The organism is Hydrogenophaga sp. SNF1 (assembly GCF_034421675.1).
Lineage (GTDB): Bacteria > Pseudomonadota > Gammaproteobacteria > Burkholderiales > Burkholderiaceae_C > Hydrogenophaga > Hydrogenophaga borbori.
The window spans coordinates 2,123,375-2,147,583 of sequence record NZ_CP139793.1; the positions used below are offsets into that span (position 1 = coordinate 2,123,375).

A 24,209-nucleotide genomic window follows, 5' to 3' on the forward strand; every position below is an offset into this window, starting at 1 on the left:
GTGATCAACCCCGCTGTTGCTGCTGCTTGATGGGCAGTACCTTGCCCTCGGCGCCCACGCTCACGCGGGCACCGGTGACGAAGTAGGCGTGCAGGTCGTGCGCGAAGCGGTTGAGCTTGTGCAGCACGGCCTTGTTGCCACGCACCAGCGCGTTGTAGCCCAGCACGGCGGGAATGGCCACCAGCAGGCCCAGGGCCGTCATGATCAGGGCCTCGCCGATCGGGCCGGCGACCTTGTCAATGGCCACCTGGCCCGAGCTGCCGATGCTCAGCAGCGCGTGGTAGATGCCCCAGACCGTGCCGAACAGGCCGACGAAGGGCGCGGTGGACGCCACCGAGGCCAGCACCGACAGGCCACCCTGGGCGCGGATGGTGAAGTCGTCCACGCTCTTGCGCAGGGCGCGCTCGATCCAGTCGCTCACGTCCAGGTTGTCGTGCAGCTGCGGTCGGCTGGCGCCGTCCTGGTGGGTGATGTGGCGTGCGGCCTCGCGGCCCTCGATGGCGGCGGTGCGGAAGGGGTTGCCGTCGGCGTCGCCGAGTTTTTCCAGGCCTTCGGCGAAGTCGCTGCTGTGCCAGAAACCTTCGACGCCGCGCGCCTGCGCGCGCTGGGCGCGCAGGTCCAGCGCCTTCCACAGGATGATGATCCACGAGGCCAGCGACATGGTCAGCAGCACCAGGGCGACGCTGCGGGTGACCCAGTCACCCTGGGTCCAAACGTGGGCGAGGCCGGATGAGACGAACGGCGAATCCATGAAAAGCGGGCTCCTGAGAAAAAGCGGTTGACTTCAGTTCGAAAAGTTCAGTTCGAAAACGATCGGCACCTCGACCCACATGGCCACGGGTTCGCCACCGCGCTTGCCGGGCACGAAGCGCCAGCGCAGCACGGTGTCGACGGCGGTCTTGTCCAGCCGCTCGAAGCCGCTGGAGCGGGCCACCTCGACCCGGCTGGGCATGCCCTTGGTGTCGACGAAGGCGCGCACCAGCACCCGTCCCTGTTCGCCCATGCGCTTGGACAGCGAGGGATAGGCGGGCTTGGGGTTGCTGAGGTAGTCCGCATCGCTGGAGGGGGGGATCACCACGGGCGCTGGCGCTGGCGGTGCAGGCGGTGCCGGCGCGGGCGCCGGCGCGGCCACCACGGGTGCCGGCGGCGCCGGCACCACGGGCTCGGGCGGCGCGGCCTGGATCGGCGCGGGGGCGGGCGAGGGCGTGGCCACCGGCAGCGGGCGCGGCGGGGGCGGGGCCGGGCGCGGCTTGGGCGGTGGCGGCCTGGGCGCGGGCGGCGCAGGGGCCGGGGCCGGCGGTTCGGGCGTCACCTGGGGCTGCGGCAGCTCGATGAGCTCGGCCATCACCTCCACGGGAATCACCAACTCCACCGCGCGGCGCAGCAAGCCGCTCTGCAGGGCCCAGACCGCCAGCACGTGAAAACCCACCACCGAGCCGACCACGGCGAGGCGGCGGTTCAGGCGCCGCGACGGGGCCGGTGCGGGGACGGTCGTGTCAAAGCTCATTCGCGTCGAAAGATCCAGTACAGCGCGATCAGCGTCAGCATGAGACTGGCAACGTGAACGACGAGGCCTGTGATCATGGAGGACATCCTTTCGCGACAGCGGCGCACACGGGGTGTGACAGGAAAGTGGAGGCATTCTAAACGAGAATGTTTCTCATTCTCATGGTTGGCGCAAAAAAATTCCGCCGACACACCGCCGAGTCCGATTGTGCGCTTCGGCGAGGGCTTGCCCGATCGATCCCGGCAGGCGAGTGAGGGTCTGTTTTGAGAGTAAAAACAATTCTCATTTATGATTCAGACCCATCGACGAACCCGCCTGATCACTCCATGCCCTCTTTCCTGTCCCGTCCCGCCGCCCGGTGGGCCCCCGTCCTGCTCACGGGCGCGCTGGCCTGGCCCGGCCTGTCCAGCGCGCACAGCCTGCTGCTGGTCTGCCAGCCCGCCGCCGACAACATGGTGCAGTGCAAGGGCGAGTTCTCCGACGGCAGCGATGCGGCCGGCATGGCCGTGTCGGTGAAAGCCTACGACGAGCGCGTGCTGGCCAAAGGCACGCTGGGCGGCGACTCCACCTGGCGCTTCCACCCGCCCGAGGGCGAGTATTTCGTGCGCCTGGAAGACGGCGGCGAACACTCGGTAGAGGTGGACCACACCGACGTCAAGCCATGAGCGCCGCTGCGCGCCGCGGGGAGGTGTCCGCATGACCACCCAAGTGGTGAGGCCGGCCGGCGCCGGCCACGAAACCCTGTGGGTGCTGCTCGCCGCGGCGGGTGTGCTCGCCTTGGCGGCGCTGGTCGTCGGCGTGCGCTCACAGGCCCCGGCCGCCGCCGCCCTGGCCGCGCACCAGGTGGACGCGCGCACGCAGCTGAACGCGGCCGAGCAGGGCGTGCACGCCGACCTGCTGGTTGCCGCCGATGAGATCGCCGCGCTGCGCGACGAAGACCAGGCCATGCCCACGCTGGACCGCCTGCGCGAACTGGGCCTGCCGCCCTTCGCCCCCGGCCCCGAGGCGCGTGCCCGCGGTGCGCACGAGTGGCGCTCGAGCCCGCAGGGGCAGGACCTGGCCTTCGTCGGCCGCAGCGCCGAGCCGCAGGTGGCCGCGTCCCTGCTGCTGCGCGTGCCGGCCACGGCCGTCGCCGCCGCCGATGGGCACGCGCACCACCACGCGGTCGAGATCTGGATCCAGCGCGAAGGCCCCGTGGTCTGGCCCGAGGGCATCGACGGCCCGGCGCTGATGCGCCAGGGCTGGCGCCAGGTGGTCACGCGCTACGACGCCGGCGTGACGCGCAAGGACATCGCGCACTGAGCCCGGCGCCCACATTCACCGAAGACATCACCATGCAAGACCTTCAGATGCCCTTGGCGCGCCGCCGCCTGCTCGCGGCCCTGGCCAGCACGCCCCTGGCGCTGGCCGCCACCGGCCTACCCGCCTTCGCCCAGGCCAGGCGCCTGCGCGTGGGCGTGACCCTGCACCCCTACTACAGCTACGTTGCCAACATCGTGGGCGAGCGCGCCGAGGTGGTGCCCGTGATTCCCGCCGGCTTCAACCCGCACGCCTACGAGCCGCGCACCGAAGACATCAAGCGCATCGCTTCGCTCGACGCGATCGTGCTCAACGGCGTCGGCCACGACGACTTCGCGGGCCGCATGATCAAGGCCAGCGAGAAGCCCGACCTCAAGGTGATCGAGGCCAACGCCCAGGTGCCGCTGCTGGCGGCGGTGGGCGCGGGGCGCGGCACCTCGGGCAAGGTGGTGAACCCGCACACCTTCCTGTCGGTCACGGCCTCCATCTCGCAGGTCAACACCATCGCGCGCGCGCTCGGCCAGCTCGATCCCGCCAACGCCGCCGCCTACACCGCCAATGCCCGCGCCTACGCGCAAAAGCTGCGCAAGCTGCGCGCCGACGCGCTTGGCCAGCTGGTGAAAACGCCGGGTGCCGATTTCCGCATCGCCACCATCCACGGCGCCTACGACTACCTGTTGCGCGAGTTCGGCCTGGAGGTGGCGGCGGTGGTGGAGCCGGCGCACGGCATCGAGCCCAGCCCGGCGCAGCTCAAGGGCACCATCGATCAGATCCGTGCGCTCGACGTGAAGGTGATCTTCTCGGAGATGGACTTTCCCTCGGCCTACGTCGACACCATCCGCCGCGAGACCGGCGTGCGCCTGTACGCGCTCACGCACATCTCGCACGGGCCCTACACGGCCGAGAAGTTCGAGCAGGACATCGCGAAGAACCTCGCCACCGTGGTGCGCGCGATCCAGGAGGCGGCGTGAGCGCGGGGCGCCCCGGCGCGCCGCCGCGCGGGTCGTCGCCTCCCGGGGCCGACGGCCCGGCGGGCCGTGGCGGGCCCGCCCTGGCGTTCGACGGGGTCTCCCTCACCCTTGGCCAGACCGGGATCCTGCAAGGCGTGGACCTGCGCGTGGCCGCCGGTGGCGTGCATGCCCTGGTGGGGCCCAACGGCGGCGGCAAGAGTTCGCTGTTCAAGGCGCTCCTGGGCCAGGTCCCGCACCGCGGCCGCATCGCCCTGGAGTGGCCGGGCGAGCGGCCCGGCGTGGTGGGCTACGTGCCGCAGGCCCTGGCCTTCGACGCCGGCTTGCCGATGACGGTGCTGGACTTCATGGGGGCCATGTGCCAGCGCCGCCCGGTGCTGCTGGGCCTGTCGCGGCGCTGGCAGGTGCCGGTGGAGCAGGCCTTGCGCCGGGTGGGCATGTGGGACAAGGCGCGGCGCCGCATGGGGGCGCTGTCGGGTGGCGAGCGCCAGCGCGTGCTGCTGGCGCAGGCGCTGATCCCCGCGCCCGACCTGATCCTGCTCGACGAACCCATGTCCGCGCTCGACGAGGCCGGCATGCGCGTGTTCGAGGACCTGCTGGCGCACTGGCGCGAGCGGCGCACCACGGTGCTGTGGATCGAGCACGACCTGGACGCCGTCACGCGCCTGGCCGACCGGGTGACCGGCCTGAACCGCCAGGTGCTGTTCGACGGCGCGCCCACCGAGGCACTGACGCCGCAGCGCGTGCTGGCGCTGTTCTCGCACCGCCCGCGGCACGAGGGCGCATCCGCCGCCGAGGAGGTGGCCGCATGACCGGTCTGATCGAGGCCCTGCGCCACGCCATCCAGCGCCTGGCCGAGCACGGCGCGCTGCCGAACTCGCTGAGCTATGGCTTCGTGGTCAACGCCGTGCTCGCGGGCCTGTGCATCGGCCCCGTGCTCGGTGGCCTGGGCACGCTGGTGGTGGTCAAGCGCCTGGCCTTTTTCTCCGAGGCCGTGGGCCACGCGGCGCTCACCGGCGTGGCCATCGGCATCCTGCTGGGCGAGCCCTACACCGGGCCCTACGGCAGCCTGTTCGCCTACTGCACGCTGTTCGGGCTGCTGCTGATGTACCTGCGCAACCGCACCGGCCTGTCGCCGGACACGCTGATCGGCGTCTTCCTAGCGGTCTCGCTCTCGCTGGGCGCCAGCCTGCTGCTGGTGCTGTCGGGCCGCGTGAACATCCACATCCTGGAGAACGTGCTGTTCGGCTCGGTGCTCACGGTGGACACCAGCGACCTGCTGGTGCTGCTGGTGGTGGCCACGCTGGTGGTGGCGCTCACGCTGCCGCTCTACAACCGCTTCATGCTGGCCAGCTTCAACCCGCAACTGGCCAGCGTGCGCGGCGTGCGCGTGAAGCTGCTCGACTACCTGTTCGTGGTGCTGGTCACCCTGGTCACCGTGGCCTCGGTCAAGGTCATCGGTGCCATCCTGGTGGGCGCGCTGCTGATCATTCCGGCCGCGGCCGCGCGCCTGCTGAGCCTGTCGCTGCGCGGCTTCTTCTGGCTCAGCGTGCTCATGGCCACCCTCAGCACGCAGGTCGGCATCCTGGTGCCGATCGAACTCGAGCTGCCGGTGCCTTCGGGCGCGGCCATCATCCTCACCGCTGGCGCGCTGTTCGGGCTCGCCGCCATCGTTCGCGGCTTCACGCCCGCCCTCAAAGGACACGCCGGATGAACCCACGCTCCGTTTCCCGCCGCCTGGGCGGCGCCTGTCTGGCGGCGCTGCTGATCGCCACCGCGCCGCTGGCGGCGCACGCTCAGACCGCCGCCCCCGCCGCTCCGTCTGCCGCGACCCCTGCCGCGCCCGCGCGCCTGCTGGTGGCGCACCCGGTGGTGGCCTCGCTCACACAAGCGGTGGTGCAGGGCACCGGCATCGCGGTGCTGCGGCCCGTGCCCGAGACACTGCCGGCGAACCGCCAGCTCGCCTTCTTCGGCAGCCGCGGCGCGGCCGGCCTGGCCCAGGCCGCGCGCCAGGCCGACGCGGTGATCGCGCTGCGCTCCATCTGGCCCGACGACCCGCTGTTTCCGCTGGCGCGGCGCCAGAACATCCGCCTGATCGAGATCGACGCCGCGCGCCCGCTCGACGCCTCGCTGCCCGGCATCGCGCTGCGCGAGGGCGCGGACCCGGCAGCCGCGCTGCCCTGGCTCGACGCCGTGAACCTGGGCCGCATGGCCGACGTGATCGCGGCCGACGTGTCGCGCCTGGTGCCGCACGCCAGGCCGCGCCTGCAGGACAACGCGGCCGCGCTGCGCCAGCGCCTGATGGCCGTCACCGCGCGGAGCGAGGCCCGCCTGGCGCGCGCGGCCAATCTGTCGGTGTTCAGCCTGTCCGACCGGCTGGACTACCTGGTGAGCGGATTCAACCTGGACCTGGTGGGTACCGATTCGCGTGAGGACGATGCGGCCTGGACACCCGAAGCCCTGGCGGCGCTGACACAGCGCCTGCGCGACGGCTCGGTGGCCGCCGCGCTGCACCACCGCGAACCGCCGATCGCCGTGGCGCAGGCCGTGCAAGCCGCCGGCGCGCGGCTGATCGTGCTGCAGACCGAGGGCCGCGACCCGCTGGCCGATCTGCAGGCCAACGCCGAGCGCCTGGGCGCGCTGGCGCCGTGAGCCCTCAGGGCTCGTACTTGTAGCCCAGGCCGTACACCGAGTGGATGAGATCGCGGCCCGGCGCGGCGTCCTCGATCTTGCGCCGCAGCTTCTTGATGTGGCTATCCACCGTGCGGTCGGAGACGATGCGCTCGTCGCGGTACATCGCGTCCATGAGCTGCTCGCGCGAAAAGATGCGGCCCGGCCGCGCGCTCAGCACCTTGAGCAGCTGGAACTCCACCACGGTCAGGCCCAGGTCATGGCCGTCGAGTGTGGCGCGCCAGGCGGCTTCGTCCAGTCGCAGGCCGCCCGGCGCGCTGGCGGGCGCGTGCCTGCCCCGGCGCAGCACCGCCTTCACGCGCGCCACCACCTCGCGCGGACTGAAGGGCTTGCAGATGTAGTCATCGGCGCCCAGCTCCAGGCCCAGCAGGCGGTCGATTTCCTCCACGCGCGCCGTGACCATGACGATGGCCGGCGCCGGCCGGCCGGGCTGGCCGCTGCGCAGGGCCTTGCACACGTCCAGCCCGCTCTTGCCGGGCAGCATCAGGTCCAGCAGCACCAGGTCCACGGGGTGCTCGGCCAGCCAGCCCTCCACCTCGTCGCCGCGCGTGAGGTGGTGCGTCTCGAAGCCCGACTGCGCGAGGTAGTCGAGCAGCACGCCCGCGATCTTGTTCTCGTCCTCGACGATGAGGATGCGGCCCGCCGGTTCAACCATGCGCGGCCTCCGTGTGCAGCGGCAGCCAGATGTCCCAGCGCAGTCCGCCCAGCGCGCTCGCCGCGGCGATCATGCGGCCGCCATGGCCTTCGATGATGGCGCGCGCGATGGCCAGGCCCAGGCCCGAGCCGCCGCTGGCGCTGGCACGCGATTCGTCCACGCGGTAGAGCCGGTCCGTCAGGCGTGGCAGGGCCTCGGCTGGCACGCCGGGCGCGGAGTCTTCCCAGCTCAGGCGCGCTTCCTGTCCCTCGCGCGCCAGGCGCACGCTCAGCGTGGCCGGGTCCTTGGTGTAGCGCCGCGTGTTCTGCAGCAGGTTGGCCAGCACTTGGTCGAGCCGGTCACCATCGGCGCGCACGCGCAGGCCGGCGGGCAGGTCGGTGTGCAGCTGCAGGCGCGGGCCCGGCCGCGCGGTGGCGTCGTGCAGGTAGTCGGCCACGAAGGGGCCCAGGTCCAGCGGCGCGAAGCGGTAGTCCAGCGCGCCCAGGTCGGACAGGGAGAGCAGGCGCAGGTCATCCACCAGGCGCGTGAGGCGGTTCACTTCCTGCGCAAGCGAGTCGAGGTTGGCTGCGTCGGGCCGGCGGATGCCGTCCTGCAGCGCTTCGATCTCGGCGCGCAGCGTGGCCAGTGGCGTGCGCAGCTCGTGGGCGATGTCGGCGATCCACTGCTGGCGCGCCTGGCGCGCGGCCTGCAGCGACTCGGCCATGCGGTTGAAGCCGTCGGCGAGCTGGGCCAGCTCGTCGTGGCCCTGGGCGTTCAGGCGCACCCCGTAGTCGCCCTGCGCGATGGCGGTGGTGCCAGCGCCCAGGGCGCGCAGGCGGCGCGACAGCCACTGCGCGATCAGCGCCGCGTTCAGCAGCACGGCCGCGAACAGGCCGAGCGCGATGGCCGCGTAGGTGCGCGCCTGCTGCGCCTGGAATACGCGCTCCAGCGAAGCCACCATCTGCAGGCGCGGCACATAGCCCAGGTAGCCGACCAGGCGCTCGTCCACCGTGATGGGCTTGAACACGGCCTGCTCGGCGCGCCACTCGGGGCCGATGAGCACGCGGCGCTCGGCGTCCAGCAGCAGCAGGCGCGGGTCGATGGTGAGCGCGGGCGGGTTGCCGGGCGGCGGCGCGTCGGTCGGTGGGCGCGAGGCCGATGGCGCGGGTGCGTTCGCGGGCGGCGGAGCGCCGGGCGGCTGGCCCTGTTCACCCGCGCGGCGCGGCACGCGCCCGGAGCCCAGCACCTCGCGCGAGAGTTCGAACCAGCGCTCGCGGTCGTTCACGATCCAGTCCCAGTGGCCCTGCTCGCGGTAGCCATTGGCCAGGCGCACCACCAGGGGCTGCAGACGCGTCTCGTCGGCCTTGTTCAGGTACTCGACCAGGCCCTTGTCGAAACTCCAGCTGTAGATGAGGTAAGCCGCCATCACCAGCACCACGTTGGCGCCTGCGATGGCCAGGAAGAGCTTCACGCGCAGCGAGTCGAAGCGCGAGAGCCAGGCGCGGGAGCGTGCGCGGGAAGGGGACGGGCCGGCGGACATGGGGCGAGCCTAAACCGGAATCGCGCAAACACTGTGCAAGGCCCGCGCCTGGCCGGGTCCCTTGTGTGAACCGGTCTTCGCATGCCGTGCGTTTTCTTTCCATATTTGCCCCGCACCATGCGCCCTCAAAGAACCGCCGAACGCGGCCGCGCGTACCCGACCATGAACCCGACCCAGAAGACTTCCTCTGTCCGCCGCCACCCCTGGCGCACCGCGCTCCTGATCCTGGCCGCCCTGGCCCTGCTGGGCGGTGGCGCGGCCTGGTGGTTCAAGTGGGGGCCCGGCGCCAAGACCGAGAGCACCTACATCACCGCCACCATCCAGCGCGGCGATATCGAGGACCAGGTGGCGGCCACGGGCTCGCTGCAGCCGCGCGACTACGTGGACGTGGGCGCCCAGGTTTCGGGCCAGTTGCGCAAGCTGCACGTGGAGGTGGGCACCGAGGTGAAGGAGGGCGACCTGCTCGCCGAGATCGACGCCGAGACCTCGCAGGCGCGGGTGGACGCCAGCCGCGCGCAGCTGCGTTCGCAGCAGGCCCAGATGGCCGAACGCGAACTCGCCCTGGTGAAGGCCGAGCGCGACCTGCAGCGCCAGAAGAACCTGATGGCCGAGGAGGCCACCACCGCCGAGACCCTGCAGAACGCCGAGACGGCGGCGCGCACCGCGCGCGCGCAGATCAACTCGCTGAAGGCGCAGATGGAGCAGGTGCAGGCCAGCATGCGCGTGGAAGAGGCCAACCTCAAATACACCAAGATCTACGCGCCCATGGCGGGCACCGTGGTCAGCATCACCGCTCGCCAGGGCCAGACGCTCAACACCAACCAGCAGGCGCCCACGCTGCTGCGCATCGCCGATCTGTCGGTGATGACGGTGCAGACCCAGGTCTCGGAGGCCGACGTGAGCAAGCTGCGCCAGGACATGCCGGTGTACTTCACCACCCTGGGTGGCCAGGGGCGGCGCTGGTACGGCGAGCTCAAGAAGATCGAGCCCACGCCCACGGTGACCAACAACGTGGTGCTCTACAACGCCTTGTTCGAGGTGCCGAACAGCAACCGCAGCCTGATGACGCAGATGACCGCGCAGGTGTTCTTCGTGGTGGCGGAGGCGCGCGACGTGCTGATGGTGCCGATGTCGGCGCTGACGATCCAGCGCGGCGCGCCGGGGGGGCGCGAGCGCGGAGCCGGGGCCGGTGGGCAGGGCGGTGTCGCGCCTGGACGCCAGTCCGGCACCGCACCGGTCGCGCCGCAGGCGCCGAGCACCGAGCGCCCGCGCGTCGACCGCGAGGCCTTCGAGAAGATGACGCCCGAGGAGCGCGAGCGCCTGCGCGAGCGGCGCCGCCAGGCGCGCGAACAAGGGCAGGGCGGTGCCGGCGCGCCCGCAACCTCACCCTCAGCGACGCCCAACGCAAGTCCCCAGGCCGCGGCCGGCCCTGGCGCCGCGCCGCGCGCCACGCGTGGCCCCCGCCAGGCCAAGGTCAAGGTCCTGCTCGCGGACGGCACGGTCGAGGAGCGCGAGGTCACCATCGGCATCGGCAACCGCGTGCATGCCGAGGTGCTGTCGGGCTTGAAGGAGGGCGATCGGGTCATCGCCGGCACGCGCGAGGCCGAACCGCGCAACAGCAGCCCGCAGGGTTCGGCCCTGGGTCAGCGGGGGCCGGGCGGTCCGGGCGGCATGCCGGCAGCCGCACCGGCCGGAGCGCGCCGATGAGCCAGTCGCCCGCCGCCCCCGGCGCCACCGTGCGGCCAGCGGCCGCGCCGGCCGAAGCGGACCTGCCGCTGATCGACCTGCGCGGCATCACCAAGACCTACCGCAATGGCGAGCTCGCGGTCGAGGTGCTGCACGGCATCGACCTGCAGATCTACCCCGGTGAACTGGTGGCCATCATGGGCGCCTCGGGCTCGGGCAAGTCCACGCTCATGAACATCCTGGGCTGCCTGGACAAGCCCACCACCGGCAGCTACCGCTTCATGGGTCGCGACGTCTCCGAGCTGGAGCGCGACGAGCTGGCCGAGCTGCGCCGCGACGCCTTCGGCTTCGTGTTCCAGAGCTACAACCTCATCGCCACCGGCACCGCCGCCGACAACGTGGAGGTGCCCGCCATCTACGCCGGCGTGCCGCCGGCCGAACGCCACGCGCGCGCGGCCGAGCTGCTCGCTTCCCTCGGCCTGGGCGAGCGCTCGCACCACCGGCCCAACCAGCTCTCGGGCGGCCAGCAGCAGCGCGTGTCGATCGCGCGCGCGCTCATGAACGGCGGGCGCGTGATCCTGGCGGACGAGCCCACCGGCGCACTGGACAGCAAGAGCGGCGCCGACGTGATGGCGCTGCTCAAGGACCTGTCGGCGCAGGGCCACACGGTGATCCTCATCACCCACGCGGCCGAGGTGGCCGCGCACGCGCAGCGCGTGATCGAGATCAAGGACGGCCACGTGGTGGCCGACCCCGGCCCGCAACCGCCGCAGGGCGAGGCCGCGCAGCTGGCGCGCGGCTGGGTGCCGCGGCGCGGCCGCATCTCCCACCTGGGCGACATGGCCGAGGCCGCCAAAACAGCCCTGCGCGCGCTGCGCGCCAACGTGTTTCGCGCCATCCTCACGCTGCTGGGCATCGTCATCGGCGTGGCCTCGGTGATCGCCATGCTGGCCATCGGCGACGGCGCCAAGCAGTCCGTCATCGACCGCATCAGCGCCATGGGCTCCAACCTGCTGCTGGTGCGCCCGGGTGCGCCCAACCAGCGTGGTTTCCAGAACATCGCCACCCTGGTGCTGGCCGATGTGCAGGCCATCGACAAGGAGGTGCCCAACGTGCTGGCCGCCGTGCCCGAGCAGACCAGCAGCGTCACGCTGCGCTTCGGCGAGTCGGACTACGCCAGCAGCGTGCGCGGCACCTCGTCCAAGTTCCCGCTGGCGCGGCAGTGGAAGGTCGAGCGCGGCACCTTCTTCTCCGAAGAAGACGAACAGGAGTACGCCACCGTGGCCGTGCTGGGCAAGACCGTGGCCAAGGCCTTGTTCCCCGGCGGGCAGGAGCCGCTGGGCCAGTACATCCTGGTGAACAACCTGATCTTCCAGGTGATCGGCGTGATGAGCACGCGCGGCGCCTCGCCCAACGGCGACGACCAGGACGACATCGTCATGGTGCCGTACGCGACCAGCCAGCTGCGCCTGTCGGGCCAGCGCTTCCTGCGCAACGTCACCGTGGCGGTGGACGACGTGACCCGCATCGACGAGACGCAGTCGGCGGTGGAGTCTCTGCTGGCCGAACGCCACGGCGTGATCGACTTCCAGATCCGCAACATGGCCTCCATCATCGACACCGCCACCGAGACGCAGAACACCATGACGGTGCTGCTCGGCTCCATCGCGGCGATCTCGCTGCTGGTGGGCGGCATCGGGGTGATGAACATCATGCTGGTGAGCGTGACCGAGCGCACCCGCGAGATCGGCATCCGCATGGCCACCGGGGCGCGCACGCGCAACATCCTGCAGCAGTTCCTGATCGAGGCCCTGGTGGTCTCGGCCCTGGGCGGTGTCATCGGCGTGGTCGTCGGCCTGGGCGTGGCCGCCGTCGTGGGCGCCTCGGGCACGGCCGTGCAGTTTTCCGTCGCCCCGGTGGTGCTGGCCTTCGGCTGTGCGTTCGCCACCGGCCTCATCTTCGGCTTCCTGCCAGCGCGCAAGGCCGCGCGGCTCGACCCTGTCGTGGCCTTGGCGTCCGAATGAACCCCCCCGCCGCGCCTGGAGCAGTGGAATGAACCGTGGTCTTGTCTTGAAGTTGTCCCTGCTGAGCAGTGCATTGGCCTTGCAGGCCTGCGCGATCACGCAGGACCCGGCGCGCGACCCTGTGGTGGACATGCCCGCGCGGTGGGACGCCCCGGCCGCTGCGGTCGACTCGCCCGCGCTCACCACCGACTGGTGGCAGGGCTTCGGTTCGCCCGCGCTGGTGCAGCTGCTGGACGAAGCCCAGGCCGGCAGCGCCGACCTGCGCATCGCCGTGGAGCGCATGCGCCAGGCCGACATCGCCCTGCAGCAGGCCGGCATCTCGCGCTTGCCCTCGGTGGGCGCCAGCCTGGGCACCAACGCCGGCCGCAACGACGCGCCCGGCACACCGTCCACGTCGCGCGAATCCACCAGCGCCGGCCTGGCCGTCAGCTACGAGCTGGATCTGTGGGGCCGCATCGCCGCCGGCGTGCGCGCGGGCGAGGCCTCGTTCGAGTCCAGCCAGCACGACTGGCGCGCCGTCCGCCTGGGCCTGCTCGCGGACGTGGCTGGCAATTACTTCCTCTGGCTCAGCGCCGGCGAGCGCCTGGCGATCGCGCGCCAGAACCTGGAGACCGCCGAGCGCGTGCTGCGCATCGTCGAGGCGCGTCAGCGCAACGGCGTGGCCACGGCACTGGAGGTGTCTCAGCAGCGCGCCACGGTGCTCTCGGCGCGCACCGCGCTGATCCCGCTGGAGCTGCAGCAGCGCCAGACCGCCTCGGCCCTGGCCCTGCTGCTGGGCCGCGTGCCGCAGGGCTACACGCCGGCCGGCGGCGCGTTCTCGCAGCTGCGCGTGCCCGAACTCGCCCCCGGGCTGCCCACCGCGCTGCTCACGCGGCGGCCCGACCTGGCCTCCGCCGAGTCGCAGCTGTCCGCCGCCGACGCCAACGTCGCCGCCGCGCGCGCGGCGCTGCTGCCCAGCGTATCGCTCTCGGGCTCGCTGGGCCTGGGCACCTCGGCCCTGCTGAGCCTGGCCGACCCCACGCGCAGCGTCTCGCTGGGCCTGTCGCTGGCGCAATCCATCTTCGACGGTGGCCGCCAGCGCCTGCAGGTGCGCACCACCGAGTCACAGCGCGTGGTGCTGATCGAAAACTACGGCAAGGCCATCCGCACCGCCTTGAAGGAAGTCGACGACGGCCTGGGCAATCTCTCCCGCAGCGAGCGGCAGGAATCGCTGCAGCGCGAGCTGGTGGCGCAGGCGCAGCGTTCGCTGCAACTGGCCGAACTGCGCTACCGCGAGGGCAGCGGCGACCTGCTCTCGGTGCTGGACGCGCAGCGCACGCTGTTCTCGGCGCAGGACGCGCTGGCCACGCAGAAGCTCTCGCGCTTGACGGCCGCGGTGGATCTTTACAAGGCCCTGGGCGGCGACTGGGTCGAGTCCCCGCCGCTGTCGTGAGCCCACCCCCGCCCGCGCTTCGCGCGATCCCCTTCACGCGTGCGCCACCTGCGGCCTGGCCAAGCCGGCCCTTCGGTACCTCTTGGCTTTTTTGCAAATGAGAATAGTTATAATTTGCAAACTGTGAACACCCGGTCAATCACCTCCGCACAACCCCCTTCGGCCGCCCCGGCGGCGTCCAGCCGGGCCTATTGGCTCAAGACCCTGCACCAGTGGCACTGGATCAGCTCCGCGCTGTGCCTGATCGGCATGCTGCTGTTCGCCTTCACGGGCATCACGCTCAACCACGCCGCCGATATCCCCTCGACGCCCGTGGTGCAGAACAAGGTGCTGGAGCTGCCCGAGGACCTGCGCGCCGCGCTGGCGGTGAAGGACGACGAGCCCGGCAACGCCGCGTTGCCGCCCGCCGTGCATGCCTGGCTGTCGGCGGCGCTGGACCTGAGCCTGCCCGCCAGCGAGGCCGAGTGGTCGCCCGAGGACATCTACCTCTCGCTGCCGCGACCGGGTGGCGATGCCTGGCTGCGCATCGAGCGCGAGACCGGTGGCGTGGAATACGAGCGCACCGATCGCGGCTGGATCTCTTACCTCAACGACCTGCACAAAGGCCGCCACACCGGCCTGGCCTGGAAGTGGTTCCTCGACATCTTCTCGCTGGCCTGCCTGGTGTTCGCCATCACCGGCCTGTTCATCCTCAAGTTCCACGCCGCCGCGCGGCCCACCACCTGGCCCATGGTGGGCGCGGGGCTGGTGATCCCGCTGCTGCTCGTGATCCTGTTCATCCATTGACCCTCGAAGGAGCCGTTTTCCCATGACGACCATCCGTTACGCCGCCGCGCTCACCGCGGCCGGCCTCGCCTGGCCCGCCGTGGCCGCCGACATGGCGCTCAAGGTCGAGATCCCGCGCCTGTCGGTGGCGGAGTACCACCGCCCCTACGTGGCGATCTGGATCGAGAAGCCCGACCAGTCCTTCGTGGGCAACCTCGCGGTCTGGTACGACATCAAGCTGCGCAACAACGAGGGCACCAAGTGGCTCAAGGACATGCGGGCCTGGTGGCGCAAGAGCGGGCGCGAGCTGAGCATGCCCGTGGATGGCCTGAGCGGCGCCACGCGCGCGCCCGGCGAGCACAGCCTGCAGTTCGGCGACGCCGCCCTGGGCCAGCTGGCCCCCGGGGAATACGCCGTGGTGCTGGAGGCCGCGCGCGAGGTGGGCGGCCGCGAGCTTGTGAAGGTGCCGTTCGTGTGGCCGCCCAAGGGCGCCACCACCACGCAGGCCAGCGGCCAGCACGAACTCGGCGCGATCCGCGTCACCGTCAAACCCTGAAGCCCCGAAACCGACCGGAGACCTCTCGATGAAGAACATCCCGCTTCGCGCCCGCGCGCTCGTTCTGGCCGCTGCCGCCACCCTGGCCCTGCCGCTGGCCGCACACGCGCACCGCGCCTGGCTGCTGCCCTCGGGCACCGTCTACTCGGGCCAACAGCCCTGGGTGAGCGTGGACGCCGCCATCTCCAACGACATCTTCTATTACGAGCACAACGCCGCCGGCCTGGACAACTTGGTTGTCATCGGCCCCAACGGACAGCCGGTGCAGGCCGAGAACCAGGCCAAGGGCCGCTACCGCAGCATGTTCGACGTGAAGCTCGAGCAGCAGGGCACCTACCGCATCGCGCTCGTCAACGACGGCCTGATCGCCAGCTTCAAGGTCGGCGGCGAGACCAAGCGCCTGCGCGGCTCGGCCGAGTCCCTGGCCAAGGACATCCCGGCCAACGCCACCGAGTTGCGCGTGAGCCAGAACAACAGCCGCGTGGAGACCTTCGTGACGCGCGGCAAGCCCAGCACCGACGCGCTCAAGCCCACGGGCGCGGGCATCGAACTGGTGGCGGTGACGCACCCGAACGATCTGGTCGAGGGCGACACGGCCACCTTCCGTTTCCTCGACAACGGCAAGCCCGCCGCGGGCTACTCGGCCACCGTCATCCTGGACGGCCTGCGCTACCGCAGCGAGCTTGGCGAGATCCGCCTTGACACCGACCAGAACGGCGAGATCCAGGTGAAGTGGCCGGCGGCCGGCATGTACTGGGTGAACGTGGCCCCGCCGCGGGCGCCGCGCGTGGAAGGCGCGCCGCCCGCGCCGCCCAGCGGCCCCGCCGGAACCCTGGCCGAGCCGGTGCGCCGCTCCAACTACAGCCTGACGCTGGAAGTGCTGCCGAAATAGGTTCACCCCCGCCGCGTGTCGCGCGACCCCCTCAAGGGCGCGGCAGCGGCGGCCCGGCGAAGCCGGTTCCGCGCTGCCCCCGGTGGCGCGGAACCGGCCGCGGCGGATCGTGTGATGAGTGAGATCACCCTGTCATGACGCGCGTGCTGGTGCCCGAGCACATCGCTGGCGCCGCGCCCCTGCTGGGCGCGCGCCTGCAGCGCTTGCATGGCGAGAGCATGGGCACGACCTGGCAGGTGCTCTGGGCCGAGCGCGACGCGGCGCGCCAGGGGCCGCTGCGCGCGGCCATCGAGGCCGAGCTGGACCTGGTGGTGGAGCAGATGAGCACATGGCGGCCCACGTCCGAGCTGTCGCGGTTCAACGCCGCGCCCGCCGGCGCGCGCCAGGTCCTGTCGGAGGCCTTCGCCGAGGTGCTCGCGGCGGCGCTCTGGCTGGCCGACAGCTCCTCGGGCGCCTTCAACCCGGCCTCGGGTGCGCTGGTCAACCTCTGGGGCTTTGGTCCCGCGCCGCGCTACACCGACCCCGGCTTCGCACCGCCTTCGGCCGAAGCCGTGCGGGCCGCGATGCCCGCCACCGACTGGCGCGCGCTGCGCTTCGACGCCGCCGCGCGCGAGGCCACGCAGCCCGGTGGCCTGCGGCTCGATCTTTCGGCCATCGCCAAGGGCCACGCGGTGGACCGTGTGGCGCGGCGGCTGCGGGCGATGGGCGTCTCGCACGCACTGGTGGAGCTGGGCGGCGAGCTGCGCGGTCAGGGCCTGCGGCCCGACGGCATGCCCTGGTGGGTCGACCTGGAAACGCCGCCCGTGCGCGCCGGCCAGGTCGCGCCGCGTGCCACGCGCGTGGCGCTGCACGGCCTGTCGGTCGCCACCTCGGGCGACTACCGCCGCGCCTACCTCGTGGACGGCCAGCGCCTGCCGCACAGCATCGACCCGCGCAGCGGCCGGCCCGTGGCGCACGGCCTGGCCTCGGTGAGCGTGCTGCACGCCGACTGCCTCTGGGCCGACGCCTGGTCCACCGCGCTCACCGTGGCCGGCCGCGAGCAGGGCCTGGCCCTGGCCGAGGCCCACGGCATCGCGGCCCTGTTCCTGCAGCGCGAGGCCGACGGCCGCCTCAGCGAAACCCTCACCAGCGCGATGGCGCGTCTCGCGGGCTGAACCGCGTCCGCCGTCCGCCGCGCCCACACCACCCGATGCCCCTCCCGGAAAAGATCACCTACGCCCTGGCCGTGCTGGTCCTGTACGCCCTGATGTGCGGCGCCTTCGCCTGGCAGCACCGGCGCCGCCAGGCCGAGGCGCGGCGCCGTGTGGCCGCGCTGCTGCCCGCCACGCCCGGCGTGCCCGCCTGGTGGGTGGCCTACGCCAGCCAGACCGGGCAGGCCGAGGCACTGGCCCTGCAGACCGCCCAGGCCCTGCACACCGCCGGCGTGCCGGTGCGGCTGGCGTCCTTGGACGAGCTGGGCCTGGCCGAACTGCGGCAGGCCGATCGCCTGCTGTGCGTGGCCAGCACCTATGGCGAGGGCGATCCGCCCGACAGCGCCGCCCGGTTCGCGCGCCAGGTCATGGCTTCGGCCGACGTGAGCCTGTCGCACCTGCACGTGGGCCTGCTGGCCCTGGGCGACACCGCCTACGCCCACTACTGCGGCTTCGGCCGCGCGCTCGATGCCTGGCTGCGGGCGCGCGGCGCCTTGCCGCTGTTCGAACGCATCGACGTGGACAAGGGCGATCCCGAGGCGCTGCGCCAGTGGCGCCAGCACCTGGCCCACCTGGCCGGCACCAGCGACCTGCCCGATTGGGAGGCCCCGGCGCTGCAGCCCTGGCGGCTGCGCGCGCGCCGCCACCTCAACCCGGGCAGCGCGGGCGAACCGGTGCACCACCTGGAGCTGGTGCCCAGCACTGGCGCACTGCCCGACTGGCAGGCCGGCGACCTGGCGCAGGTCGAGGTGCCCGGGGCACCGGGTGCGCCGCGCGACTATTCCATTGCCTCGGTGCCGGCCGATGGCGCGCTGCACCTGCTGGTGCGCCGTTCGCGCCGCGCCGACGGCCAGCCGGGTGTCGCCTCGGGCTGGCTCACCGAGGGCCTGGCGCTCGATGGCACCGTGATGCTGCGCGTGCGCGCGCACGCGGGCTTTCGCATCGCTGGCAATGCCGATCGCCCGCTGATCCTGATCGGCAACGGCACCGGCCTGGCCGGCCTGCGCGGGCACCTGCGCGAGCGCCTCGCCGCCGCGGGCCGTCTGCACGGTGCCGCGAACGCGCCGCGCCCGCCCGATGTGGCGCCGATGTGGCTGCTGTTCGGCGAACGCCAGTCGGCCCACGACGCGCACCACCGCGAGGAGATCGACGCCTGGGCGCGCCAGGGCTGGCTCAGCCGCGTGGACTGGGTGTTCTCGCGCGACCAGGCACAGCGCCGCTACGTGCAGCACGCGCTGGCCGACGCGGCCGGGGCCGTGCGCGACTGGGTGGGGCAGGGCGCCGCCCTCTATGTGTGCGGCAGCCTCGACGGCATGGCAGGCGAGGTCGACCGCACGCTGCGCGGGATCCTGGGCGACCGGGCCTTGGAAGACCTGGCCGCGCAAGGCCGCTACCGGCGCGACGTGTATTGAGGCCTCCGGCCCGCGCGCTTCTCGGTCCCCGGGTAGCATCCGCCGCTTCCCTCACTCATACGGAAGGCAAGGACATGGCGGCAGTCAAGGTGGCGATGGTCACGGCGGGTGGCAGCGGCATGGGCGCGGCCGTGGCGCGGCGGCTCGCGGCCGATGGGTACGGCGTGGGCGTGCTCTCGTCCTCGGGCAAGGGCGAGGCCCTGGCCAAGGAACTGGGCGGCGTGGGCGTGACGGGCTCGAACCAGTCCACCGACGACCTCAGGCGCCTGCTGGACGCGCTGCTGGAACGCTGGGGCCGCATCGACGTGCTGGTGAACAGCGCGGGCCACGGGCCGCGCGGCCCCATCCTCGACATCAGCGACGAGGACTGGCATCGCGGCATGGACACCTACCTGATGAACGTGATCCGCCCGACGCGGCTGGTGACGCCGCACATGCAACAGCAGAAGGGCGGGGCCATCATCAACATTTCCACCGCCTGGGCCTTCGAGCCGAGCGCCATGTTCCCCACCTCGGCGGTGTTTCGCGCGGGGCTGGCGTCCTTCACCAAGGTCTTCGCCGACACCTACGCGGCGGACAAGCTGCGCATGAACAACGTGCTGCCGGGCTGGATCGACAGCCTGCCGCCCACCGAGGCGCGCCGCGAGAGCGTGCCCATGAAGCGCTACGGCACGAGCGAGGAGATCGCGGCCACCGTCGCTTTCCTTGCCTCGGACGGCGCGGGCTACATCACGGGGCAGAACCTGCGGGTGGACGGCGGGCTGACGCGTTCGGTCTGAAAAGAAAAAGGCCGCGCGGTGGCGCGGCCTTTTTCACGGCGGCAACAAGCCTTACTTGTAGCCCACCCGGTCGAGCATCTGCTGCACCTTGGTCAGGTTCTTGGCCACGGCCGCCAGCGGCACGGTCTCGAGCTTGAAGTGCTCGCCGCCCATGGCCTGCAGCGCCGGGTTGTCCAGCTTCACGCCCTTGGCGGCGGCGAACTCGTTGTTGCCGTCGGCGAAGTACTTCTGCGCCGCCGGGCTGGCCAGGTACTCCATGAAGGCGATCGCGCTGTCGCGGTTCTTGGCGTGTTTGGCCACCGCCGCGCCGGCGATGTTCACGTGCGTGCCCGTGGTGCCCTGGTTCGGGAACACCACTTTCACCTTGGCGGCCACCGCCTTGTCCTCGGGCTTGTCCGACTTCAGGATGCGGGCCATGTAGTAGCTGTTGGCGATCGCCACGCCGCACTCGCCTGAGGCCACGCCGCGGATCTGGTCCGTGTCGCCGCCCTTGGGCGCGCGCGCCTGGTTGTCCACCAGGCCCTTGAGCCAGGCCTCGCCCTTCTGGTCGCCCAGCCGCTCCACCACCGTGGCGAACAGCGACATGTTGTACGGGTGCGAGCCCGAGCGCGTGCACAGCAGGCCCTTGAGCTTGGGGTCGGCGAGCTGCTCGTAGGTGGCCACGTCCTCGGCTTTCACGCGCGCCGGGTCGTAGATGACGATGCGCGCGCGGGTGGAGAAGCCGGTCCAGGTCACGCCATCGGCGGTGGGCGCGGCGCGCAGCGTGGCGGGGATGGTGTCGTCCAGCTTCTTCGACTTGATCGGCTGGAACAGGCCCTGCGCGTCGGCGGCGGCCATGCGGGCGGCGTCCACCATGAGCACGATGTCCGCCGGCGAAGCCGCGCCCTCGGCGCGCAGGCGCGAGACGATGCCCGCGTCGTCGGCTTCCACCCGGTTGATCTTGATGCCCGTGGCCTGGGTGAAGCCGCTGTACAGCGCCTCGTCCGTCTGGTAATGGCGGGCAGAGTAGATATTGAGCACCTTCTCCTGCGCCTGGGCGGCACCGAGGCTCAGCGTGGCGGCGGCCGCCAGGGCCGAGACGATGGTACGGGTGGTTTTCATGGTGGTCTCTTGGTTGCGAAAGAGGGTGCCGCCCGGCGCTTTGGGACAATCCCGCACCCGCCGGACAGCGGTGATAGATGCTAGCAGAGACGAGAATGATTCTTAAGCGCTTTCAATGGTTCCCCGGTGGCCGCGCGTGGGCGTGCGCGCTGGCCTTGCTGATCACGGGCTGTGCCCTCGTGCCCCCGCAGGCGCCCGACAGGCCGGTGCCCCCGGTGGTGGTCGAGCCCGTGGTGCCGCCCGTGACGCCACCCGTGACGCTCACGCGCCCGCCGCGCCTGGGCCTCGCGCTGGGCGGCGGCGCGGCGCGCGGCTTCGCGCACATCGGCGTCATCCAGGAGCTGGAGCGCGTGGGCATCCGGCCCGACCTGCTCGCCGGCACCTCGGCCGGCAGCCTGGTCGCCACCTTCTACGCCAGCGGCATGCCCGGCAAGGAACTGGAGCGCCTGGCGCTGCGCATGCAGGAGGCCGAGATCGCCGACTGGTCGCTGCCCATCCTGGGCCGGGGGCTGCTGCGCGGCGAGGCGCTCGCGCGCTACGTGCGCCGCACCATCGACGGCAAGCTGCTGGAGGACATGGCCTTGCCCGTGGGCGTGCTCGCCACCGACCTGCACACCGGCCGTGGCGTGCTGTTTCGCCGTGGCGACGCGGCGCTCGCGGTGCGTGCCTCCAGCGCCGTGCCGGGCGTGTTCGCGCCGGTGAAGATCGGCGGCACCGAGTACGTAGACGGCGGCCTCACCGCGCCGGTGCCGGTGCGCCAGGCGCGCGAGATGGGCGCCGAGATCGTGCTCGCGGTGGACATCTCCGCCACGCCCGAGACCAACGCCGCCACCGGCAACCTGGACGTGCTGCTGCAGACCTTCGCCATCATGGGGCAGAGCATCAACCGCCACGAACTCGCCACGGCCGACCTGGTGGTGCGTCCGGTGCTCAACGGCATGGGGGGCGCGGATTTTTCCTCGCGCGAGCGCGCCATCGAGGCCGGGCGCGAGGCCATGCGCGCGGCCTTGCCTCGGCTCAACGCGCTGCTGGCGCAGCGGCGGCCGCTGTAGCGGGGGGCCTGGCCTGGGCCGCGCGTTCCGAGCGGATCGACAGCCAGGCGAACAGCAGGCCCACGGCCGCGCCGGCCAGCACGTCGATGAACACATGCTGGCGGATCGCCATGGTGGACCACACGATGGCCACGCACTGCAAGGCGCTGACCCAGCGCGTCCAGGCCGGCGCGCCCAGCTCGCGCAGGTGCCAATGCAGCCAGCAGGCCGCGTGCAGCGCCGCTGCCACGTGCAGCGACGGGCAGGCGTTGCTGGACGCGTCGATGCCCTTGAGGAAGGCCAGGCGCGGGTAGGCCGACCAGTCGACGTCGAACACCGGTGTGCGCGTGGGCCAGAGCCAGAAGATCGCCAGGCACAGCGCGCACATGAGCGCCACCCAGGCGCCATAGCGCACCAGCGGACGCCAGCGGTCCAGCAGGCCCGGCGCCACCGACACGTAGACCCAGAGCCAACCGTAGGCATAGATGGCCCAGGGTTCGAACGTCACCCAGCGGTCCGGCGCCAGCAGGGGCAGCTCCAGCGATTCGCCCGAGGGGTTTTTCAGTACCCAGAAGTAGGCGTGGAAGAACAGCACCATGAAGGCGGTGGTGCCCACGGCCTTGAGCGGCCACAGGGCGAAGAAGCGGCGCGCGAGGGCGCGGGTCCAGGCCGGTGCGGGGGTGGCGGTCAAGGCGGCGGGCGCGGGTGCTGTGGTGGGGTAGAGCGGGGGCCACTGTACCCGAGGCGTGTGACATCCCCCGTCGGGGTGGTACACCCCAGGGCGGCCTGAGGGGCGCTCACTATAATTCCGCACTTTTTTCGGGCCCACATGAACGCCATCGAACTGATCCGCCAGTTTCTCGTCGATCGCCTGGGCGTGGCCGAGTCCGCCGTGGTGCCCGGGGCGGCCCTGGCCGAGCTGGGCGTCGATTCGCTGATGCTGGCCGAGCTCATGTTCGAGGCCGAAGACCGCCTGGGCATCGAGATCCCCTCCGATCAGACCCCGCCCAAAAGCGTGGCGGACATGGTGGCGGTCATCGAATCGCTCGTGCCCAGCAAGACGGAGTGAGCATGGCGCGGCACCGCGTCGCGATCACCGGCCTGGGCCTTGTGAGTCCCTACGGCGGCGATCTCGAGGATTTCTTTCAGCGCGTGTGGGCCGGCGAATCGGCCGTGCGGTGGATGGTCACCGAGGACGAGCCGCGCCCCCTGTGCCTGCCCTACGTGCGCTGCGAGGGCTTCGACGCCGAGCGCGAGCTGGGCAAGCCGCTGGCGTCCATGATGGAGCGCTTCTCGCAGCTGGGCATGGCCGCCGTCTTCAAGGCCTGGCGCCACGCGGGCCTGGCCCGGTCGGCCGCCGAGGACGGCAGCGACCGCGGCCAATGGGGGTGCCTGTGGGGCACCGCGCTGGGCGGCCTGGCGGCGCACGAGCGGGGCGCGCGCGAGCTCTGGCTCAAGGGCCGCGAACGGGTGTCGCCGTTGTCGGTGGTCATGGGCATGAACAACGCGGCCAACGCGCACATCTCCATCCAGCTGGGCCTGGGCGGCGTGAGCAGCAGCCACACCGCCGCCTGCGCCTCGGCCTCCATGGCCATCGGCGAGGCGTTTCGCCGCGTGCGCTCGGGCGAGGCCGAGCTGATGGTGACCGGCGGCTCCGACGTCTGCCAGTCCGTGAGCGTGGTGAAGGCCTGGGAGGCCATGCGCGTGCTCGCGCGTGGCGACGAGCACACCGCGCCCAGCGCCTGCCGGCCCTTCTCGAACGATCGCAATGGCCTGGTGCTGGGCGAGGGCGGGGCGGCGCTGGTGCTCGAGAACTGGGACCGCGCCGTGGCGCGCGGCGCGCGCATCCACGGCGAACTCATCGGCTTCGCCACCAACTGCGACCACACGCACCTGGTGCGGCCCGACCGCGCCGGCCAGGTGCGCGCCCTGCGCGCCGTGCTGGACGATGCCGGCCTGACCCCGCGCGAGGTGCACTACGTCAACGCCCACGGAACCGCCACGCCCGAAGGCGATCCGATCGAGGTGCAGGCCTTGCGCGAGGTGTTCGGCGAACAGGCCGAGCGCCTGCCCGTGAGTTCCACCAAATCGATGCACGGTCACTTGCTGGGCGCGGCCGGGGCCATCGAGGCCGTCGTCACGGCCATGGCCCTGCGCGAGCAAGCCATCCCCCCCACCGCCCATCTGGCGGGCCGCCTCGACCCGGCCTGCGAGGGCGTGGACCATGTGCCACAGGGCCGGCACGCGAACGGCCTGCGCGTGGCGCTGTCCAACTCCTTCGCCTTCGGCGGCAGCAACGTCGTGCTGGCGTTCGCGGCCCCCGCCCACTGATCACCTCACGCTCCCCAGGAGTTCGCCATGCAGGAAGACACCGTCAACGCCGAAGCCGTGGAGCAGCTGATTCCCGAACTCGTGCAGCTCATCATCGAGGCGCTCAACCTGGAGCTGAGCCCGGGTGAGGTCGACCCCGACGCGCCCCTGTACGGCGAGGGCATGGGCCTGGACTCGATCGACATGCTCGAGATCGCGCTCGTCATCTCCAAGCGCTACGGTTTCCCGATGCGCTCGGACAGCGAGAACAACCAGAAGATCTTCGCCAGCCCACGCGCGCTGGCGGCCCACATCACGCGCCAGCGCACCACATGAAAACCCGCACGCTCCACCGCGGCGCGGGTCGCAAGGCCTGGCCGGGGGCGGCCCGG

25 protein-coding genes are annotated in these 24,209 nt (G+C 71.8%); 19 read left to right on the forward strand and 6 right to left on the reverse strand.

Features of this window, described 5'->3' with window-relative positions; translation table 11 throughout:
* Nucleotides 1-4: 4 nt before the first annotated feature.
* Both SOM08_RS10090 and SOM08_RS10095 read right to left on the reverse strand, forming a co-directional pair.
* The gene (locus SOM08_RS10090; protein ID WP_116957827.1) at nt 5-751 is read right to left on the reverse strand and encodes a MotA/TolQ/ExbB proton channel family protein; all 747 of its coding nucleotides are present in this window, start codon (nt 749-751) and stop codon (nt 5-7) included.
* Between the two features lie 33 nt (nt 752-784).
* Nucleotides 785-1,507: an energy transducer TonB gene (locus tag SOM08_RS10095; RefSeq protein ID WP_116957828.1), complete on the reverse strand. Its 723-nt coding sequence runs from the start codon at nt 1,505-1,507 to the stop codon at nt 785-787.
* A gap of 326 nt (nt 1,508-1,833) precedes the next feature.
* Between SOM08_RS10095 and SOM08_RS10100 the strand changes: the two genes are divergently transcribed.
* Genes SOM08_RS10100 through SOM08_RS10125 form a run of 6 tightly spaced genes read left to right on the forward strand, consistent with a single transcriptional unit; the run spans nt 1,834 to nt 6,426 of the window.
* Nucleotides 1,834-2,172: a hypothetical protein gene (locus SOM08_RS10100; protein WP_322470606.1), complete on the forward strand. Its 339-nt coding sequence runs from the start codon at nt 1,834-1,836 to the stop codon at nt 2,170-2,172.
* Nucleotides 2,173-2,203: 31 nt separating this feature from the next.
* Nucleotides 2,204-2,809, forward strand: a complete 606-nt coding sequence (locus SOM08_RS10105; protein ID WP_116957830.1) for a DUF6162 family protein — start codon at nt 2,204-2,206, stop codon at nt 2,807-2,809.
* A gap of 32 nt (nt 2,810-2,841) precedes the next feature.
* Nucleotides 2,842-3,777: a metal ABC transporter solute-binding protein, Zn/Mn family gene (locus SOM08_RS10110; RefSeq protein ID WP_220377552.1), complete on the forward strand. Its 936-nt coding sequence runs from the start codon at nt 2,842-2,844 to the stop codon at nt 3,775-3,777.
* Nucleotides 3,774-4,586 (forward strand): metal ABC transporter ATP-binding protein, encoded by an 813-nt coding sequence (locus SOM08_RS10115; RefSeq protein ID WP_322470607.1) that lies wholly within the window; start codon nt 3,774-3,776, stop codon nt 4,584-4,586. Before SOM08_RS10110 ends, SOM08_RS10115 begins: the two co-directional genes overlap by 4 nt.
* Complete coding sequence (locus SOM08_RS10120) at nt 4,583-5,488, forward strand: metal ABC transporter permease (protein WP_322470608.1); 906 nt, start codon at nt 4,583-4,585, stop codon at nt 5,486-5,488. Before SOM08_RS10115 ends, SOM08_RS10120 begins: the two co-directional genes overlap by 4 nt.
* Complete coding sequence (locus tag SOM08_RS10125; RefSeq protein WP_322470609.1) at nt 5,485-6,426, forward strand: metal ABC transporter solute-binding protein, Zn/Mn family; 942 nt, start codon at nt 5,485-5,487, stop codon at nt 6,424-6,426. The genes SOM08_RS10120 and SOM08_RS10125 overlap by 4 nt, the downstream gene beginning before the upstream one ends.
* A 4-nt stretch (nt 6,427-6,430) precedes the next feature.
* Here SOM08_RS10125 and SOM08_RS10130 read toward each other — a convergent pair whose 3' ends face one another.
* A complete protein-coding gene (locus SOM08_RS10130; protein WP_116957833.1) occupies nt 6,431-7,120 on the reverse strand; it encodes a response regulator in 690 nt (229 codons plus the stop codon).
* A complete protein-coding gene (locus SOM08_RS10135; RefSeq protein WP_322470610.1) occupies nt 7,113-8,639 on the reverse strand; it encodes an ATP-binding protein in 1,527 nt (508 codons plus the stop codon). The genes SOM08_RS10130 and SOM08_RS10135 overlap by 8 nt, the downstream gene beginning before the upstream one ends.
* Nucleotides 8,640-8,801: 162 nt before the next feature.
* Here SOM08_RS10135 and SOM08_RS10140 point away from each other — a divergent pair, with 162 nt between their 5' ends.
* The 9 genes from SOM08_RS10140 to SOM08_RS10180 all read left to right on the forward strand — a co-directional run bounded on the left by SOM08_RS10140 (nt 8,802) and on the right by SOM08_RS10180 (nt 19,375).
* Nucleotides 8,802-10,346, forward strand: a complete 1,545-nt coding sequence (locus SOM08_RS10140) for an efflux RND transporter periplasmic adaptor subunit (protein ID WP_116957835.1) — start codon at nt 8,802-8,804, stop codon at nt 10,344-10,346.
* Entirely contained in the window at nt 10,343-12,349 is a 2,007-nt protein-coding gene (locus tag SOM08_RS10145; protein ID WP_116957836.1) for a MacB family efflux pump subunit, read from the forward strand. Before SOM08_RS10140 ends, SOM08_RS10145 begins: the two co-directional genes overlap by 4 nt.
* A 46-nt stretch (nt 12,350-12,395) precedes the next feature.
* Nucleotides 12,396-13,781: an efflux transporter outer membrane subunit gene (locus SOM08_RS10150; protein ID WP_322470611.1), complete on the forward strand. Its 1,386-nt coding sequence runs from the start codon at nt 12,396-12,398 to the stop codon at nt 13,779-13,781.
* A 123-nt stretch (nt 13,782-13,904) separates the two neighbouring features.
* Nucleotides 13,905-14,567 (forward strand): PepSY-associated TM helix domain-containing protein, encoded by a 663-nt coding sequence (locus SOM08_RS10155; RefSeq protein WP_116957838.1) that lies wholly within the window; start codon nt 13,905-13,907, stop codon nt 14,565-14,567.
* Between the two features lie 22 nt (nt 14,568-14,589).
* Entirely contained in the window at nt 14,590-15,102 is a 513-nt protein-coding gene (locus tag SOM08_RS10160) for a DUF2271 domain-containing protein (RefSeq protein ID WP_116957839.1), read from the forward strand.
* 28 nt (nt 15,103-15,130) lie between these two features.
* Complete coding sequence (locus tag SOM08_RS10165) at nt 15,131-15,994, forward strand: DUF4198 domain-containing protein (protein WP_322470612.1); 864 nt, start codon at nt 15,131-15,133, stop codon at nt 15,992-15,994.
* Nucleotides 15,995-16,128: 134 nt separating this feature from the next.
* A complete protein-coding gene (locus SOM08_RS10170; RefSeq protein ID WP_116957841.1) occupies nt 16,129-17,148 on the forward strand; it encodes an FAD:protein FMN transferase in 1,020 nt (339 codons plus the stop codon).
* A gap of 35 nt (nt 17,149-17,183) precedes the next feature.
* Nucleotides 17,184-18,596 (forward strand): sulfite reductase subunit alpha, encoded by a 1,413-nt coding sequence (locus SOM08_RS10175; RefSeq protein WP_322470613.1) that lies wholly within the window; start codon nt 17,184-17,186, stop codon nt 18,594-18,596.
* 74 nt (nt 18,597-18,670) lie between these two features.
* The gene (locus tag SOM08_RS10180) at nt 18,671-19,375 is read left to right on the forward strand and encodes an SDR family oxidoreductase (protein ID WP_116957843.1); all 705 of its coding nucleotides are present in this window, start codon (nt 18,671-18,673) and stop codon (nt 19,373-19,375) included.
* A gap of 51 nt (nt 19,376-19,426) precedes the next feature.
* On the opposite strand, the gene SOM08_RS10185 is transcribed toward SOM08_RS10180, so the two are convergent.
* Complete coding sequence (locus SOM08_RS10185; protein ID WP_116957844.1) at nt 19,427-20,476, reverse strand: extracellular solute-binding protein; 1,050 nt, start codon at nt 20,474-20,476, stop codon at nt 19,427-19,429.
* Nucleotides 20,477-20,571: 95 nt separating this feature from the next.
* On the opposite strand from SOM08_RS10185, the gene SOM08_RS10190 reads away from it, so the two are divergent.
* Entirely contained in the window at nt 20,572-21,528 is a 957-nt protein-coding gene (locus SOM08_RS10190; RefSeq protein WP_116957845.1) for a patatin-like phospholipase family protein, read from the forward strand.
* Here SOM08_RS10190 and SOM08_RS10195 read toward each other — a convergent pair.
* Complete coding sequence (locus SOM08_RS10195) at nt 21,494-22,198, reverse strand: phosphatase PAP2 family protein (RefSeq protein WP_245980820.1); 705 nt, start codon at nt 22,196-22,198, stop codon at nt 21,494-21,496. The two genes, SOM08_RS10190 and SOM08_RS10195, sit on opposite strands and share 35 nt — an antisense overlap.
* Before the next feature lie 138 nt (nt 22,199-22,336).
* On the opposite strand from SOM08_RS10195, the gene SOM08_RS10200 reads away from it, so the two are divergent.
* The 3 genes from SOM08_RS10200 to SOM08_RS10210 are packed head-to-tail and all read left to right on the forward strand — an operon-like array spanning nt 22,337 to nt 24,153.
* The gene (locus SOM08_RS10200) at nt 22,337-22,576 is read left to right on the forward strand and encodes an acyl carrier protein (RefSeq protein ID WP_116957846.1); all 240 of its coding nucleotides are present in this window, start codon (nt 22,337-22,339) and stop codon (nt 22,574-22,576) included.
* Nucleotides 22,577-22,578: 2 nt separating this feature from the next.
* The gene (locus SOM08_RS10205; RefSeq protein WP_116957847.1) at nt 22,579-23,838 is read left to right on the forward strand and encodes a beta-ketoacyl-[acyl-carrier-protein] synthase family protein; all 1,260 of its coding nucleotides are present in this window, start codon (nt 22,579-22,581) and stop codon (nt 23,836-23,838) included.
* A 27-nt stretch (nt 23,839-23,865) separates the two neighbouring features.
* Nucleotides 23,866-24,153, forward strand: a complete 288-nt coding sequence (locus SOM08_RS10210) for a phosphopantetheine-binding protein (protein ID WP_116957848.1) — start codon at nt 23,866-23,868, stop codon at nt 24,151-24,153.
* The last annotated feature ends 56 nt before the right edge of the window (nt 24,154-24,209 follow it).